Here is a 15,357-nt window from a genome sequence, read left to right as displayed (position 1 = left end):
AGCGAAAGGAGCGCAAATGAAAGTATTTATTGATTTGATGTGGTTTTTTAAGCAGGAAAAAAAAGCTTATATTACAGGTACGCTGCTGCTTTTGACAGTAGCTTTTTTAGAAATAGTCCCCCCAAAGATAATTGGAATCGTTGTCGACCATATTGTGAATGGCACGTTGACTGTCGGGATACTGCTCAAATGGATAGTTGTCCTAGTTGCGACAGGCCTTCTCATGTATTTATTGCGCTATTATTGGCGAATCATGATCTTTGGATCCGCTGTGAAACTTTCACAGCTATTAAGAGATCAGTTATTTAAGCATTTTACGGAGTTGTCGCAGTCATTTTATCAAAAGCGGCGCATTGGAGATTTAATGGCCCATGCGACAAATGATCTGGAGGCAATCCAGCAAACAGCAGGTCTCGGTGTCCTTACGCTCATTGATTCGCTTGCGACAGGCGGTTTTGTAATTATCGCCATGGCAGTTACGATCAGCTGGAAGCTGACCCTTATCGCATTAATCCCAATGCCGTTTATGGCTTTGTTGACGAACTGGTACGGAACGCTTTTACATAAGTATTTCCATAAAGCACAGGAAGCATTTTCATCGTTAAATGATAAAACACAAGAAAGTATAACAGGTATCAAAGTGATCAAGACGTTTGGCCAAGAAAAAGAGGATATTGAAGATTTCCGGGATAGGTCAGAAGATGTGGTGGAAAAAAATATTTTAGTTGCGAAGGTGGATTCCTTATATGATCCGACTATTTCCCTCATTGTTGGCATCTCGTTTTTTTTATCGGTCGTGTTCGGGTCATATTATGTACTTAATGGTTCCCTTTCAATAGGTGAACTTATTTCCTTTACGACGTATCTTGGCTTGCTCATTTGGCCGATGCTTGCTTTCGGATGGCTGTTTAATATAGTAGAAAGAGGAAGGGCGTCTTATGATCGCGTTTCTGCCCTGCTGGCTGAAAAAGCTGAAATTGAGGATAAGGAAAATGCGTTTGATATCGTCCCGACAGGTGATATTGAATATAAAATCCGCTCTTTTTCTTATCCAAATGAAATGAAGCCGGTGTTAAGGGATATTTTCTTTAAGATAAGAAAAGGGGAAACAGTAGGAATTGTCGGAAAAACAGGTGCAGGAAAAACAACACTGTTAAAGCTCTTAATTCGTGAATTTGTAGGCTATGATGGAACAATTCTTTTCGGGAATGTGCCCATAAGTGATTATAAGCTGCAAACTTTGAGAAAAGCAATTGGCTATGTTCCACAGGACCATTTTCTTTTTTCGGCAACAGTTAGTGAAAACATTGCATTTGGTATACCTGATGCTTCTAAAGAGGAGATTATTGAAGCAGCGAAAACAGCTAAAATTCATAATGATATTCTCGAATTTACTGAAGGGTATGAAACGGTTGTCGGAGAACGGGGAGTTTCCTTATCAGGCGGACAGAAGCAGCGCATTTCCATCGGGCGAGCTTTACTAATGGATCCTGAAGTTTTGATTCTTGATGATTCTCTCTCAGCTGTCGATGCCAAGACAGAAGAAGCGATTCTTACTGCTCTAAAAGAAAACAGAGAAGGGAAAACGACAATCATAACGGCCCACCGATTAAGCTCTATCCATCATGCCAATTTCATTCTTGTTCTTGAAGACGGTAAAATTGCTCAGCGCGGCACCCACGAGGAACTCATGCTTGAAGAAGGATGGTATAAAGATATGTACTTGCGGCAGCAGCTTGAAGAATTAGTGGAGCATGGAGGATAAGCAATGGAAAAAACACAATCGATGAACGGCAAGGAACAACGCCAAGTATTATTTCGATTACTTTCATATACAAAACCACACTCGAAAACCATTATTTTTGCCTTCTGTCTCTTGTTATTAACAACGGCAGGCGACATACTTGGCCCGATCCTTGTAAAAATTTTTATTGACGACTTTTTAACGCCCAGAAACCTTGTATTTAAGCCTTTGTTTGTTCTCGGAGCTGCTTTTATAAGTATTCAAATAGCCAATGTGCTTGTCTCATATTTTCAATTGCTTACCTTTCAAAAAATTGCCTTGAAAATTATTCAACAACTAAGAATCGAAGTTTTTTCAAAGGTTCAGGTACTTGGATTAAAATATTTTGATAAAACTCCTGCCGGAAGTATCGTTTCAAGGGTAACAAATGATACAGAAGCGATAAAGGATATGTTCGTTTCGGTCATCGTAACATTTATTCAAAGTTTCTTTCTTTTAACGGGAATATTTGTGGCAATGTTTATTTTGAATGTTAAATTAGCCCTTTTTTGCGTCGTAATCCTTCCGGTTATTTTCCTTATCATAAGGACGTACAGGAAATATAGTTCGATTTTTTATCAGGATATGCGGGAACGCCTCAGCCAGCTTAATGCGAAATTAAGCGAATCATTGCAGGGAATGGCGATCATCCAGGTGTTTCGGCAGGAACAGCGGTTTAGAAAAGAATTTGGGGAGATTAATGAAAAGCATTATCAGGCGGGTAGGAAAAATATAAAAGTGGATGCTTTACTACTTAGGCCTGCGATTGATTTAGTTTATGTGTTAGCGCTGATCATTGTATTAAGCTTTTTCGGGATTTCATCATTTGCCGGCGGAATTGAAATTGGTGTACTTTATGCGTTTATCAGTTATTTGGACCGTTTTTTTGAACCGGTAAACAATATGATGATGCGTTTATCAATGTATCAACAGGCAATTGTCGCAGGATCCCGCGTTTTTAAGCTGCTTGATGAAGAGGAACTGGCCCCTGTACAGACTGGAGATGCCAAATTTAAGATTGACGACGGGGAAATTGAGTTTCGGAACGTAAGCTTTTCCTATGACGGGAAGCGGGACGTTTTAAAAAATATCTCTTTCAAGGCAAAACCGGGAGAAACGGTGGCACTTGTCGGACATACCGGCAGCGGGAAAAGCTCAATCATTAATCTTCTTATGAGATTTTATGAATTTGAGCGGGGAGAAATTCTCATTGACGGAAGGTCAATTAAAGACTATCCGAAAGAAGAAATCCGTACAAAAATTGGCCTTGTTTTGCAGGATCCATTTTTGTTTTTTGGAAATGTGAAGGATAATATCCGTCTCCATAATAAACAAATGACAGAAGAGCAAGTGATTGAAGCAGCACGTTTTGTTCAGGCTCATACGTTCATCGAGAAGCTTGAAAATGGTTATGAGCATGAAGTTGTTGAAAGAGGGGCGACATTTTCAAGCGGGCAGCGGCAGCTGATCGCTTTTGCGAGAACAATTGCGGCGAACCCAAAAATACTTGTCCTGGATGAAGCAACAGCCAATATTGATACGGAAACAGAAGAAGCTATTCAAACTGCGCTGGCAAAAATGAGAAAGGGCCGAACAACGATTGCAATTGCTCATCGTCTGTCTACAATTCAAGACGCAGACTTGATTCTTGTCCTGCACCAAGGGGAAATTATAGAAAGAGGAACACACCAAGAGTTGCTTGAAAGACGAGGACTTTATCATAAAATGTATTTGCTGCAAAATGGTTTGGTTGATCATCTCGAAGACGCAGTCAATCAAAGATAAATAAAAAAAATTGGGGCTGGCTCATAATAAAGAGTCAGCCCCATTAATTGGCCGGTTGCAATTTCTCCAGAAAGGAACGGTTATACTCATTCAATAGGTTATCAAGCTCCTGGCTATGTTTTATTGCAACAGACGAATTAAGGCCGTATGTTGATGCCACTTGGATGAGTTCAGCTCGTTTTTTTTCAATAATTAAAAGAAACTCTTGTCTAGTCACGCCAGATTTTCCTTTCACAAATGTTGGAATTGAATTTTTTATTCAAAACTATTAATAGACTGAAATATTACGTCTATGTAAAAATATGATATTTAATAGCAAAAATTGTTAAGTCTATTACAGTATAGCTGATCTTGGTAATTAATTCAAAACAAAATTGTGACCAATTTGTGTATTTTTAGGAAATTATGTCGTATTATGTATAGAAAGCCCAATTCTAAAATTTTAGACAAAAAATGTTCACATCTTAATTATTATCTTTTAAGTATAAGATTTGTTAGAATGAGTAGGAATCATGTATACAGGAGATGTTCAAATGTCTGATATTAATGTGTTTATCGCTCTTGGTGCAGGATTTTTGAGTTTTATTTCACCATGCTGTCTGCCGTTATATCCGGCGTTCCTTTCATATATTACCGGTATGTCAGTCGGAGAAATCAAAACAGAAAATGCGATGCTGCAAAGGCGGAGCTTGTTACATACAATATGTTTTTTGTTAGGGTTTTCCGTTATTTTTATTGCCATCGGATATACAACTTCTTTTATCGGTCAATTTTTTGCTGATTACAAGGACTTGATCCGTCAGATTGGAGCTATTTTTATCGTCTTTTTTGGCCTCGTCATTGTGGGAATTTTGAAACCTGAATTTATGATGAAGGACCGGAGATTTGAGTTTAAGAATCGCCCTTCAGGATACATCGGTTCAGCTTTTATCGGAATGGCGTTTGCCGCAGGCTGGACGCCATGTACTGGACCGATCTTAATGTCAGTTTTTGCTTTGGCAGCGTCTAACCCGGGTTCAGGCATGTTGTACATGATCGCGTACACTTTAGGTTTTGCCATCCCATTTTTTGTTTTGTCCTTTTTCATTGGCAAACTGCAATGGATTAAAAAACATAATGTTAAGATCATGAAGGTTGGCGGCTATATCATGATCGTAATGGGAATTGTCTTATTTTTTGATTGGATGACGAAGATTATATCTATAGTTACTAGTATTTTCGGAGGATTTACCGGTTTCTAATATCAGCTGTTTTTGCAATATGTTAAAACGAACTCTTATTGGTCATAACAAGTCGCTGTTGTAATATAAGTTCCCTTCGAGTTTTTAAACGAAAAATTTAGGATTCTCAAGAAATATTTCGAAATTTGTCGTAATCTTTGAATTGAAATTTTTTCTAAGATTCGATATATTGTAATATGTGTGCTTTTGAGAAAGATATTTGCCTATCCGTAATTTACAACAGTAAGTTTTCATAGATATACATTCGTTGTGAGTGTCAAGGGGGAGCAACCGATGGCAAGAATTTTAATTGTTGATGACGCAAAATTTATGAGAATTACGTTATCAAATATTTTAAAAAAAGCAAATCATGAAGTCGTTGGAGAAGGCGAGAATGGAAAAGATGCGATTGAATTGTATCGCCAGTTGAATCCCGATTTAGTCACAATGGACATAACGATGCCGGAAATGAGCGGAATTGAAGCCGTCAGAGAAATAAAGAAGGAGTTTCCACAAGCAAAAGTAATCATGTGTTCTGCTATGGGGCAGCAAAAAATGGTCGTGGAAGCAATCGAGGCGGGGGCAAAGGACTTTATCGTCAAGCCGTTTGACGAAGCGCGAGTACTTGATGCAATAAACAGAGTTTTAAATTAGAGAATAGGGACCGGCTTAAGGGCTGATTCCCTCCGACAATTGGAGGGGTCTGGCCCTTTTTTTTGGAAATAATAGTTTGATCATCTGAACATCTTTGTAAATAGGTTTATTATCATTTTCATTTAAAGATTGTATACGATATAATGATAGTGCAAATCTAAATGGTGAAAAGGATGACGGTTTATGAACTTGGTTATTGCTTCGTCTATTGGAGCGATCGGAATGGCTGTTCTTGTAATATTTGTCCGGATAAAAGCCGCAAAAAGACCTGTTACAGCAAAAAAAATCATTTTACCGCCAATTTTTATGAGTACAGGCGCACTCATGTTTTTATTTCCAATGTTCCGGGTAACTCCGATGGAAATATTGGAAGCATTAACGGTCGGGATGCTGTTTTCAATTTTGTTGATCAAAACATCCACTTTTGAAATACGTGATAAGGAAATTTATTTAAAACGGTCAAAAGCATTTATCTTTATACTTATCGGTTTGCTGATCATCAGAATTATAGGAAAATCGATTTTAAGTTCACGAATTGATTATGGGGAGCTGAGCGGAATGTTCTGGATCCTCGCGTTTGGAATGATCGTGCCTTGGCGAATTGCCATGTATGTAAATTATAAAAAACTGTTTGATCAAATCAATGGACCAACGAATACAAAAACGATCTGAAAGGGTCTGACCATTTGCTTTTAAGGCAGCCCCTTTTTTATTTTGGGTAGAAATAAGGTTTGTTTCAATAGTTCCCGTTTGCAAGGAGGTACTTATTCGAAAAGGAAATAAAAAACTGCCATTAATCAGGCAGTTCTAAAATAAATGTTCATATGGTGCGAGATCAATTTTCTTTTCGGACAATTTTTTTCGCAGAAATTTATGGTCACGTTTCGGTGTGGCGATAATGTATCCCCGTATGATGAGATCCTCTGTAATTTGGTCGGCTTTTTCTTTAAGTGCAAGCTTGCCGATTATGCCGGCAATTTTTTGCCTTGCAACGTCCCGGAATAATTCAGGTACAGGACTGACCAAATCTTCAAGAAGTTCTTTCTGCTCCTCTTTCCATAAATGCCGGGTCTCATTTACATAATATTCTTCCCAATCCAGTTCAGACTTCCCGTCTTCTTTCGGCAGCCTTTTCAAAAACTTGCGGAACATAAAAAATCCGCCGATTGCAAAAGAAGAAATGAGTACGACAATCCAGAACAAGATAAACCATAAAAACCAGCCTTCAAGCATTGCATTCACCTACAAAACAATTTTCAAAAACGTATTCTATCATTCAATTATAGTCTTTTCGGGGCTTTTTAGACAAGTAATATGGAATGGGGGAGGGTAGTTACAATTTAAGAGTAGAATGAAGCATACGTACTTTAGTAGTATAATCCTTGATTAAAACTGAAGTCAGGTTGAAAGTTTAATTGGCGGGACTGCGTGGGAATCGAACCCACCAGAGACGACACGCGCCTCTCGAGCGGTTTTGAAGACCGTGGGGGACACCAGTACCCCGTTCAGCCCCAATATTTAAGACAAAATTTATTATAAAGCTAATACGTAAACCTTTCAAGGAAATGAACTTTATTTGATCGGAACAAATTCTTCGAAGTTTTTGGAACTATGTCCTTTTGCCTTCTTTCTTTATATATAACGAGTGGAAAGAAGTTGGGGCAGCAAAACAACAATTAAATTGAAAGAGTATGCCCCAAAAAGAAAGGGGCATTTTTCATGCAGTCGGGGAGAATTGAAAATTTTAAAGATCTATCGCAGTTTCGTAATTTGAAGGATTTCAATAATCATTTTGAACAGTGGTTGACAGATTTGAAAGATCAGTTTACGAAAAGTGAAACGATCGCGCTAAAAAGGCTTGTACGTTTTTCTGCAAAGATTCCAGGGGTTTGCAATGCGAAAATTCAAACGATTGTATCTGCAACCCATCAACATTCTGAAATGGGCGGCATTAGCCGTTCCACTTTTGAACGTATGTTAAGAAAAGCGAAAAAGTATGGCTTAATTCATGTGATTCATACTCAATCCCAAAATGGCAGACAAGCCCACAGCGTTTATGTCTTTCAAAAATACCCGGCAAAGCAAGACGCGTCATCTATTTTAAATGATGCAGCAGACGCGGAATCAATTGAAGTACCAAATAAGAAACCATCAAAGAATGAAACTATCAATCAAAAAAATAAACGTAAAATGGCGCTAAACTCTTCATTCGTCAGTAATAAAATCCCATCTGCTTTTACAAACCTTGTGAAATGTTTCTATGATGATGCCTGGACGATCGAGGAATTTTACAAAGTTGTTCGAGTGAGCACTCGATGGCTTTCTTATTACAAAGAAGAGGACAAGCTTGAATTGGCAGTAAAAGCGTTTAAGCAATTGGTAAGGAATATTAAACTGAAAAAGACAAGGATCAAAAACATTTTCGGCTATTATTGGGGGATTTGCAATAAAATGTTGGATGAGGAGTATTTTGAAATAGTTAAAGAAGGCCTAACCCGCTCCGGATCAAGTTCACGGGAAGGTTATGAGCTCTTATTTTGATATATGAGCTTTTATTTGAAAATATGAGTTTTTATTTGATTTTATAAGCCTTTATATGAAAAAATGAGCCTTCATTTCGATAAATGATCCTTCATCCGAAAATATGAGCCGTCATTTGGAAAAATGAGCCCTTATCCCAATAAATAAGCCGTTAATAATATGAAATTTTATCTCAAATGTATAAAAAAATACGAAAAATATTTTTGCGATTTCTCAAATTTTATCAATTCATTTATCTTTTTGGTCGCTAATAAATTGACATTATAAAAACAATGTAAAATAATAACACACAAAAGGGGTGTTAATAATGAAAGGTTCATTTGAAAATTGGTTTCAAAAAGATAAAGTTGGTCAAGTAACGCCATTAGCCATCGACAAAATCGGCGGGAAACGTGATTCTGCCAATAAAAAGGATATCCTTTTGTTAGGAATTGACTTTCAAAATGATTTCTTAGAAAATGGCAGCCTTCCCGTTCCAAATTCCTTTTCAGATGTAAAGAATTTTGCACGGTTCATTTACGAAAACGCTGATGCGATTGATGATATTTATATGAGCTTGGATACACATACTACGAATCAAATTTTTCATTCGACATGGTGGGTTAATTCTGAAGGAGAACATCCGAAACCTTATACAATCATCACAAGCAAAGACATAGAAAACACCATTTGGAAACCTGTTTATTACGAAAAAGAAAGCATTGAGTATGTGAAAGGTTTAGAATCTTCCGGTAAAAAACAATTAATGATCTGGCCCTTTCATTGTCTGCAAGGTTCATTTGGAGCATCATTAGAACCCCAGTTATCAAATGTTTTATTAGCTTATTCCTTATACAAAGAAAGAGATGTCCGATATGTAACAAAAGGTCTTAATCCAATCAGTGAAATGTATGGTATTTTCAAACCGGAATACTCGAGAGAAGATTCAACGAACGAACAGTTCATTCAAGATTTATCCAAATACAAACAGATAATTATTGGCGGAGAAGCTAAATCCCATTGCGTGTTGGAATCTGTTAAACAAATTGTTGAAAGTTTCGAATCGATCAATCATAAAGATTATACTTTATACCTATTAGAAGACTGCACTACTTCAATTCCAGGATTTGAAGAAGAGACCGATAAAGAGTTACGCCAATTAGCTGAAAAGTATCCAATTATTCTAACGGATTCTTCCTTAAAACTTTAAACATAATAAAACTGCCACATCAAAAGTCAAACTTGACAATTGTAATTAATTTTGGTAAATTTAAATCAGCCTTTGCAACTGTTTAGATTTTTGCAATAAGCTTATTCAATGTTACAAACGATTGGATGAGTAATGTAAGGAAAGCTATACGTTGTAAACAGGTTAAAAATTAACACATGGTTTTTTCGAAAGCCAATAGGAGGATTTTTTTTAATGAAAAATGGTAAAGTAAAATGGTTTAACTCTGAAAAAGGTTTCGGATTCATCGAAGCAGAAGATGGAAACGACGTATTCGTACATTACTCTGCAATCCAATCTGAAGGTTTTAAAACTTTAGAAGAAGGCCAAGAAGTTACATTTGAAGTGGTTGAAGGTGCTCGCGGACCTCAAGCTTCAAACGTTGTAAAAAAATAATGAAGACGGACTTCAACAGCTCAGCCATTTTTGGCTGGGCTGTTTTAATTTTTTTAAGCAAATGTTTGTCAAAAGGCTAATTTGAGGTAGATGTTTCCATTTGTTTGCTATAATAAAAGGAACAAATGTTCCTTTCGCTGTTTTTGTTTACGTTTTATGTTCTTCCGTTTTGCTATAATAATAACATTGATAAATGAGAGAATGAGAGGTGGCAGTCGTGAAATTTATACATACAGCAGACTGGCATTTAGGAAAATTAGTGCACGGGATATATATGACAGAAGACCAGCGGGAGGTGCTTCGCCAGTTTGTAGAGCTTGTTGAAGAAGAAAAACCGGATGCAGTTGTGATTGCTGGAGATCTTTATGACCGCTCTGTCCCTCCCACAAGCGCAGTAGAGCTGTTAGATGAAATATTGTTTAAAATAAATGTTGATTTAAAAACACCTGTTGTGGCTGTTGCGGGCAATCATGACAGTGCTGAAAGGCTGTCTTTTGGAAGCTCCTGGTATCGGCAAAGCCAATTTTACTTGACAGGCAAACTAACGAATGATTTTCAGCCAATACATATTAACGGCGTTAATTTTTATCTTGCTCCTTATGCTGAGCCCGGTATTGTACGCCAGCTCCTCCAAGATGATACGATCCATTCCCACCACGATGCCATGAAGGCATTGATCGGCAAAATGGAAGAGACGATGAATACAAATGAACCAAATGTTTTTGTTGGACATGCTTTTGTATTGGGAGGAAAAACGTCTGATTCAGAACGAGCATTGTCGGTCGGGGGTTCAGGCTGTGTCGGGGCTGAATTGTTTGAATCTTTTTCATATGCGGCTCTCGGCCATCTTCATAGTCCGGATGCGCTTCAACACGAGAAAATAAAATATTCCGGGTCTCTTCTTAAATATTCTTTTTCCGAAGCCAACCAAAAAAAGTCTGTATCCATTATTGAAATGGAAGGAAACGGATCTTTTACAATCCGCTATAAATCGCTCAAGCCAAAGCAGGATTTGAGGGAAATCGAAGGGTACCTGGAGGAGCTGCTTGACCCGGCTTTCTACGAAAAACAATCGTGCAATGACTATTTAAAAGTTACATTGCTTGATGAAGGGGCTCTCATCGATCCAATCAATAAACTGCGCCAAGTCTACCCAAATGTTCTTCATCTTGAAAGAAAGTTGGAGTTAACAGACGCAAAAACAAAAAAAACGTTTATTTCAATTAAAGAAGAGAAAAAATCAGAACTTGATTTGTTTGCGCAATTTTATCACGAGATGACCACCTCAGAGTTTACACAGGATAAAAAAGAGATTATGGCAGACGTAATTGAAAAAGCTCTGAAAGAGGAGGGGGCGCGATGAGGCCTTTGAAACTGACAATGCAAGCGTTCGGCCCTTATGCCGGAACGGAAACGATTGATTTTACATTATTAGGAAACAGAACGATGTTTGTCATTTCTGGAAAAACCGGTTCGGGAAAAACGACAATCTTTGATGGAATCAGTTATGCCATATACGGGAAAGCAAGCGGTGAAGACCGGAGCGGTCATGAACTCAGAAGCCAGTTTGCCAAAGATGATGTCTTAACAGAAGTTTCGCTCGAATTTTCCTTAAGGCAAAAGACATACCACATTATACGCTCACCACAGCAGGAAAAACGAAAGGAACGGGGTGATGGGTATACTGCAATCGGCGCAAAAGCCGAATTATATGTTTACAACGAAAAAGGGGAAAAACAGCTAATTGCTTCAAATATCCGTGAAGTTGATGAAAAAATAAAAGAAATCATGCAAATTGACTCAAACCAGTTCCGGCAAATTGTCATGATCCCTCAAGGAGAATTCCGGAAGCTGCTCACTTCTGACAGCAAAGAAAAAGAAGTGATTCTTCAACGATTGTTCCACACGGAAATTTATAAAAAAATTGAAGAAAAATTGAAAGAAGAAGCACTTGAGCTGAAAAACAAAGTGGAAGATCATATCTTGCAGCGCGAACGCGTTCTTCGATCGATTCATGCAGTTAACAGTCAGGGGTTAAAAGAGTATGTCGAAGCTGACAGTGTGAATGACGCACTGATAATCCCGTTATTGACTGATGAGATTAATATGATGGATAAAAGTCTTGAGCATTTAGAAAAAGAAGGAAGGGAAAAACAAACGGAACGGGACAAACTTCAGCAAAAATTGTATGAGGCTCAAACGATCGCGAAACAGCTTCAATCGTTGGAGGATTTAAAGGCACGAATGAACGAATTGGAATCTCAAAAAGAGCTGTTTGAAAAAAAAGAGCAGGAAATAACACTTGCCTTGAAAGCAGCATTGCTTTCCCAACAAGAGCAGCTTTGCCGCAGATTAAAAAACGATTTAGATCAACTCGTACAAGAGATGGAGAAGATCCATTCGAATGTGCAATCAATCGGTATAGAGTTAACAGCTAAAGAAGCTGAACTTCAAACGGAAAAAGAACGTGAACAAGAACGTTTAGAAGCTTCTAATCTCGTAAATCGCCTGCAAAATATTGAAACAGATGTCCGCTCGTTTTCTGTCATTGAGAAGGAAGCAAATCAATTGCATTATCTTTTAGATCAGGCAAAAATGGACAAGCAGACAGCAGAAAACCTTCTATTAAAGACAGAAGAACAGATTAAAAATCTGAATATGGAAAAACAAGAATATGAAAAAAATCAGCTTTTTTATATCGAAAATGAAAGAAAACTTGAAAAGCTGGAGGCCACATGGAAACGGCTGAATAAGTATGAACTGCTGGCAAAACGTTATGAAAAATCAGTTGCATTGTTAAAGGAAAAAAATGCGGCGTATGAACATGCAAATGCACGGTATCAAGATGCAAAAGACTTGACAGAGTATTTAGAGGAAAAATGGCTACATGGACAGGCGGCGGTGCTCGCCGGACAACTTGCGCCCGGCAAAGCTTGTCCCGTTTGCGGATCCGAACACCATCCGAACCCGGCAGCATTCGCTCAAGATGTGATACCTGAAGAAACAGATATAAAGGCAGCAAAGCAGCAGGCTCTTCTCCTTGAAAAAGAAAAATCAACAGCTGAGTCGGCCTTGTTTGAAATAAAATCACAAGTTCAATCATTAGAACACTCTGTTCAAGAACAACTTTCAGAAATCATTCATGAAATCCCGGACTTTCAGAGTGAACAGCTGGAAGCAGTAAAACTTTCATTCGAATCGAAAAGAAAAAAGCTGACTGAAAGCCAGCAGCGCCTAAAAGAGCAGCAGCAAAAGCTTGTACAAATAATCACTGAACTGGAGCAATGCGAAGAAAAGAAGGCAAAATTTCAAGCGGAGATTCAACAGTATTCATCAAAGGTTCATGAGATCACAATTCAATTCACTGAAAAGAAAACGAATCTGACAAGACTGATGGATAGCATACCCGAACAACTTCGATCAGAAGGAAAGTTTGAAACAGAGCTTCAACGTGCATTGAACCGGAGAGACGAACTGCAAAGAAGGCTGGAACAGGCACAACAGCAGTTCCAAAATGTGAAGGAAAAGTATGCGACCGAAAATGCCCGCTATGAAACAGTGAAAAAGCAAGTAGCTGAAACAGAGATAAAATTGGCGGCTGAAAGAGAATCTTTTAAAAACAGCATGATTGGACAAGGGTTTCCTACATATAAGGAGTATAGCGAGGCGATAAGATCGGAAACCGAAATCAAGAAACTGGAGCTTGAGGTTCGAACGTATCGGGAACAGTACCGGTCTGTCAACGATCGATGCCTTGAACTGTCAGAAATGTTAAAGGATGTAAAAGAACCTGACGTAGACGGTTTATCAAACGAATTGAATCAATTAAACGATCAAATAAAAGAATTACAGGAACGATATATGAATCTCTTAATGAAAAAGAGGGATAACGAAGAAATATTGAAAAAAGTTTTAAATATCAACGAGGAAATAAAGGTCCTTGAAGAACGGTATAAAATCATCGGACACTTATATGATATTTCACGGGGACAAAATACGTACCGGATCACATTTGAAAGATATGTATTAGCGGCCTTTTTAGATGATATTTTAAGAGAAGCAAATATTCGACTGGCCAAAATGACAAGCGGCCGCTATCAGCTCCTAAGAAAAACCGACCGTTCAAAGGGAAATGTACAAAGCGGACTTGAGCTTCTTGTTTTTGACCAATATACAGGCCGAGAACGCCATGTAAAAACACTTTCCGGCGGAGAAAGTTTTAAGGCAGCCCTTTCGCTTGCACTCGGACTTGCTGATGTTGTTCAAAATTATGCCGGAGGAGTCTCATTAGAAACCATGTTTATTGATGAAGGGTTTGGGACGCTTGATCCAGAATCTTTAGATCAGGCAATTGAGGCTTTGATTGATATTCAGAACAGCGGCCGGCTTGTCGGTATCATTTCCCACGTACCCGAGCTGAAAGAACGGATCGACGCGAGACTGGAAGTCATTTCAACCCAGAGCGGCAGCACGACCAAATTTCAGTTTGTCAATTAAGTAAAGATACAAGAGCACGCAAATGCTTCAAATCGAGCGTGCTCTGTTATTCTATTCCGAATTTTAATGTTGAATACAGAGGTGATAAAATGTGTAAAAATATTGCTCTTTCCTGGAGCGGCGGAAAAGATGGATGTATGGCGTTAGACAAGCTTGTAAAGCAAGGTTATAAAATTGCCTGTTTCGTTACGACGGTTTCGAGAGAAATGGGGCGGACGTTCGGCCACGGGGAAAAAAGGGAATTAATTAAGCTCCAAGGAGAAGCATTGGATGTCCCTGTTCATTTTATCGAATGCACCTTTGAAAGTTATACCGAAAGTTTCATAGAATCTTTAAAAATGCTTAAAACAAAGTACAATTTAGAAGGCATTGCATTTGGTGATCTTTATTTGGATGAACACCGCGAGTGGGGGGGAAAAACGGCGAACGCAAGCGGTTTAGAGCCGATCTATCCGTTGTGGATGAAACAATCGGAAGCGCTTCATGCTTTAGAAGCATTTATACATTCAGGCTATAAAGCAAAAGTGATCAGAGTGCGGAAAGATATGCTGGAAGATTCTTGGCTCGGAAGAGAGGTAAATGACCGGTTCCTCCATGACATCGTGAAGAAGAATGTTTGCCCGATGGGGGAAGCGGGTGAATATCATACGTTTGTTTATGATGGTCCGTTATTTAAGAAAAAAATCAAAGTAAGAGATGGAGAAGTCATTTCTCACGACCATTCGACCAGGCTTGAATTAGAAGATGGAGTCTTAATATATAAAAATTGAATATAAGCATTTAACGGGGGCTGTGTTAATGAGCGGACTTTGTATGAAAAAGGGGAGAAATCATAAATGAAATGGCTGTTTTCATTTTTTGCACTGCTTGGGGGAATCGCAATCGGTTTGCAAGCTGTCATTAATGGCGGACTTGGGAAAAAAGTCGGCGCAGTTGAAGGGGCATTTATTTCTTTTGTAATCGGTACCCTCGCATTATTTTTTGTCGTGATTTTTTTCGGAAAAGGGAATATCTCTGCCGTATCTAATGTTCCAAAATGGCAGCTGGTCGGCGGTTTACTTGGGGCTTTATATGTTTTTATCATGGTTCTTGTTGTTCCAAAAATAGGCGTGGCGCCGGCATTGATTACTGTCATAGCAGGACAGCTGCTGATTGGTGCGGTTATTGACCATTTCGGCTTGTTCGGCGGTATCAAAATGCCGCTTGATTTTAAAAAGATACTCGCTATTTTCATGCTTTTCGGATCTATATTGTTATTTCATTTCAATAAATAA

14 protein-coding genes and 1 tRNA gene are annotated in these 15,357 nt (G+C 38.4%); 12 read left to right on the top strand and 3 right to left on the bottom strand.

Going from position 1 to position 15,357, the window contains the following annotated elements:
• Positions 1 to 16 precede the first annotated feature (16 nt).
• A complete protein-coding gene (locus tag PB1_RS00510; RefSeq protein ID WP_003350074.1) occupies positions 17 to 1,765 on the top strand; it encodes an ABC transporter transmembrane domain-containing protein in 1,749 nt (582 codons plus the stop codon).
• Between the two features lie 3 nt (positions 1,766 to 1,768).
• Entirely contained in the window at positions 1,769 to 3,568 is a 1,800-nt protein-coding gene (locus PB1_RS00505) for an ABC transporter ATP-binding protein (protein WP_003350073.1), read from the top strand.
• Between the two features lie 43 nt (positions 3,569 to 3,611).
• Here the strand turns inward: PB1_RS00505 and PB1_RS00500 are convergent, their stop codons facing one another.
• Positions 3,612 to 3,785, bottom strand: coding sequence for an aspartyl-phosphate phosphatase Spo0E family protein (locus PB1_RS00500; RefSeq protein ID WP_003350072.1), 174 nt, complete (start codon positions 3,783 to 3,785; stop codon positions 3,612 to 3,614).
• A gap of 316 nt (positions 3,786 to 4,101) precedes the next feature.
• Here PB1_RS00500 and PB1_RS00495 point away from each other — a divergent pair, with 316 nt between their 5' ends.
• From PB1_RS00495 to PB1_RS00485, 3 genes are all read left to right on the top strand, one after another.
• Positions 4,102 to 4,809: a cytochrome c biogenesis CcdA family protein gene (locus PB1_RS00495; protein ID WP_003350071.1), complete on the top strand. Its 708-nt coding sequence runs from the start codon at positions 4,102 to 4,104 to the stop codon at positions 4,807 to 4,809.
• A gap of 273 nt (positions 4,810 to 5,082) precedes the next feature.
• Entirely contained in the window at positions 5,083 to 5,442 is a 360-nt protein-coding gene (locus PB1_RS00490) for a response regulator (RefSeq protein WP_003350070.1), read from the top strand.
• 183 nt (positions 5,443 to 5,625) lie between these two features.
• Complete coding sequence (locus PB1_RS00485; protein ID WP_003350069.1) at positions 5,626 to 6,114, top strand: CcdC family protein; 489 nt, start codon at positions 5,626 to 5,628, stop codon at positions 6,112 to 6,114.
• Positions 6,115 to 6,249: 135 nt separating this feature from the next.
• Here the strand turns inward: PB1_RS00485 and PB1_RS00480 are convergent, their stop codons facing one another.
• A complete protein-coding gene (locus tag PB1_RS00480; RefSeq protein WP_003350068.1) occupies positions 6,250 to 6,675 on the bottom strand; it encodes a DUF2621 domain-containing protein in 426 nt (141 codons plus the stop codon).
• Positions 6,676 to 6,858: 183 nt separating this feature from the next.
• Positions 6,859 to 6,955 (bottom strand) — tRNA-Sec (locus PB1_RS17285).
• A gap of 206 nt (positions 6,956 to 7,161) precedes the next feature.
• Between PB1_RS17285 and PB1_RS00475 the strand changes: the two genes are divergently transcribed.
• The 7 genes from PB1_RS00475 to PB1_RS00445 all read left to right on the top strand — a co-directional run bounded on the left by PB1_RS00475 (position 7,162) and on the right by PB1_RS00445 (position 15,357).
• A complete protein-coding gene (locus PB1_RS00475; protein ID WP_003350067.1) occupies positions 7,162 to 7,983 on the top strand; it encodes a hypothetical protein in 822 nt (273 codons plus the stop codon).
• A gap of 307 nt (positions 7,984 to 8,290) precedes the next feature.
• A complete protein-coding gene (locus tag PB1_RS00470) occupies positions 8,291 to 9,172 on the top strand; it encodes a cysteine hydrolase family protein (protein WP_003350066.1) in 882 nt (293 codons plus the stop codon).
• 213 nt (positions 9,173 to 9,385) lie between these two features.
• Positions 9,386 to 9,586 (top strand): cold-shock protein, encoded by a 201-nt coding sequence (locus tag PB1_RS00465; RefSeq protein ID WP_003350065.1) that lies wholly within the window; start codon positions 9,386 to 9,388, stop codon positions 9,584 to 9,586.
• A 217-nt stretch (positions 9,587 to 9,803) separates the two neighbouring features.
• The gene (locus PB1_RS00460) at positions 9,804 to 10,949 is read left to right on the top strand and encodes an exonuclease SbcCD subunit D (protein ID WP_003350063.1); all 1,146 of its coding nucleotides are present in this window, start codon (positions 9,804 to 9,806) and stop codon (positions 10,947 to 10,949) included.
• Complete coding sequence (locus PB1_RS00455; protein WP_003350062.1) at positions 10,946 to 14,083, top strand: AAA family ATPase; 3,138 nt, start codon at positions 10,946 to 10,948, stop codon at positions 14,081 to 14,083. The genes PB1_RS00460 and PB1_RS00455 overlap by 4 nt, the downstream gene beginning before the upstream one ends.
• An 89-nt stretch (positions 14,084 to 14,172) precedes the next feature.
• Positions 14,173 to 14,853 (top strand): Dph6-related ATP pyrophosphatase, encoded by a 681-nt coding sequence (locus tag PB1_RS00450; protein ID WP_003350061.1) that lies wholly within the window; start codon positions 14,173 to 14,175, stop codon positions 14,851 to 14,853.
• A 66-nt stretch (positions 14,854 to 14,919) separates the two neighbouring features.
• On the top strand, positions 14,920 to 15,357 hold the full coding sequence (locus PB1_RS00445; protein WP_003350060.1) for a DMT family transporter: 438 nt from the start codon (positions 14,920 to 14,922) through the stop codon (positions 15,355 to 15,357).

This window comes from Bacillus methanolicus PB1 (assembly GCF_000262755.1).
In the GTDB taxonomy this organism is placed as follows: Bacteria; Bacillota; Bacilli; order Bacillales; family Cytobacillaceae; genus Bacillus_Z; species Bacillus_Z methanolicus.
Note: the sequence above shows the minus strand (reverse complement) of the source record. Positions and strands in the feature narration are given on the sequence as shown.

Bases quoted from the DNA above. Each gene is read 5' to 3' on its own strand.
- PB1_RS00450 (WP_003350061.1), top strand. From the start codon at position 14,173: ATGTGTAAAAATATTGCTCTTTCCTGGAGCGGCGGAAAAGATGGATGT.
- PB1_RS00490 (WP_003350070.1), top strand. From the start codon at position 5,083: ATGGCAAGAATTTTAATTGTTGATGACGCAAAATTTATGAGAATTACG.
- PB1_RS00465 (WP_003350065.1), top strand. From the start codon at position 9,386: ATGAAAAATGGTAAAGTAAAATGGTTTAACTCTGAAAAAGGTTTCGGA.
- PB1_RS00510 (WP_003350074.1), top strand. From the start codon at position 17: ATGAAAGTATTTATTGATTTGATGTGGTTTTTTAAGCAGGAAAAAAAA.
- PB1_RS00470 (WP_003350066.1), top strand. From the start codon at position 8,291: ATGAAAGGTTCATTTGAAAATTGGTTTCAAAAAGATAAAGTTGGTCAA.
- PB1_RS00480 (WP_003350068.1), bottom strand. From the start codon at position 6,675: ATGCTTGAAGGCTGGTTTTTATGGTTTATCTTGTTCTGGATTGTCGTA.
- PB1_RS00475 (WP_003350067.1), top strand. From the start codon at position 7,162: ATGCAGTCGGGGAGAATTGAAAATTTTAAAGATCTATCGCAGTTTCGT.
- PB1_RS00495 (WP_003350071.1), top strand. From the start codon at position 4,102: ATGTCTGATATTAATGTGTTTATCGCTCTTGGTGCAGGATTTTTGAGT.
- PB1_RS00445 (WP_003350060.1), top strand. From the start codon at position 14,920: ATGAAATGGCTGTTTTCATTTTTTGCACTGCTTGGGGGAATCGCAATC.
- PB1_RS00485 (WP_003350069.1), top strand. From the start codon at position 5,626: ATGAACTTGGTTATTGCTTCGTCTATTGGAGCGATCGGAATGGCTGTT.
- PB1_RS00455 (WP_003350062.1), top strand. From the start codon at position 10,946: ATGAGGCCTTTGAAACTGACAATGCAAGCGTTCGGCCCTTATGCCGGA.
- PB1_RS00505 (WP_003350073.1), top strand. From the start codon at position 1,769: ATGGAAAAAACACAATCGATGAACGGCAAGGAACAACGCCAAGTATTA.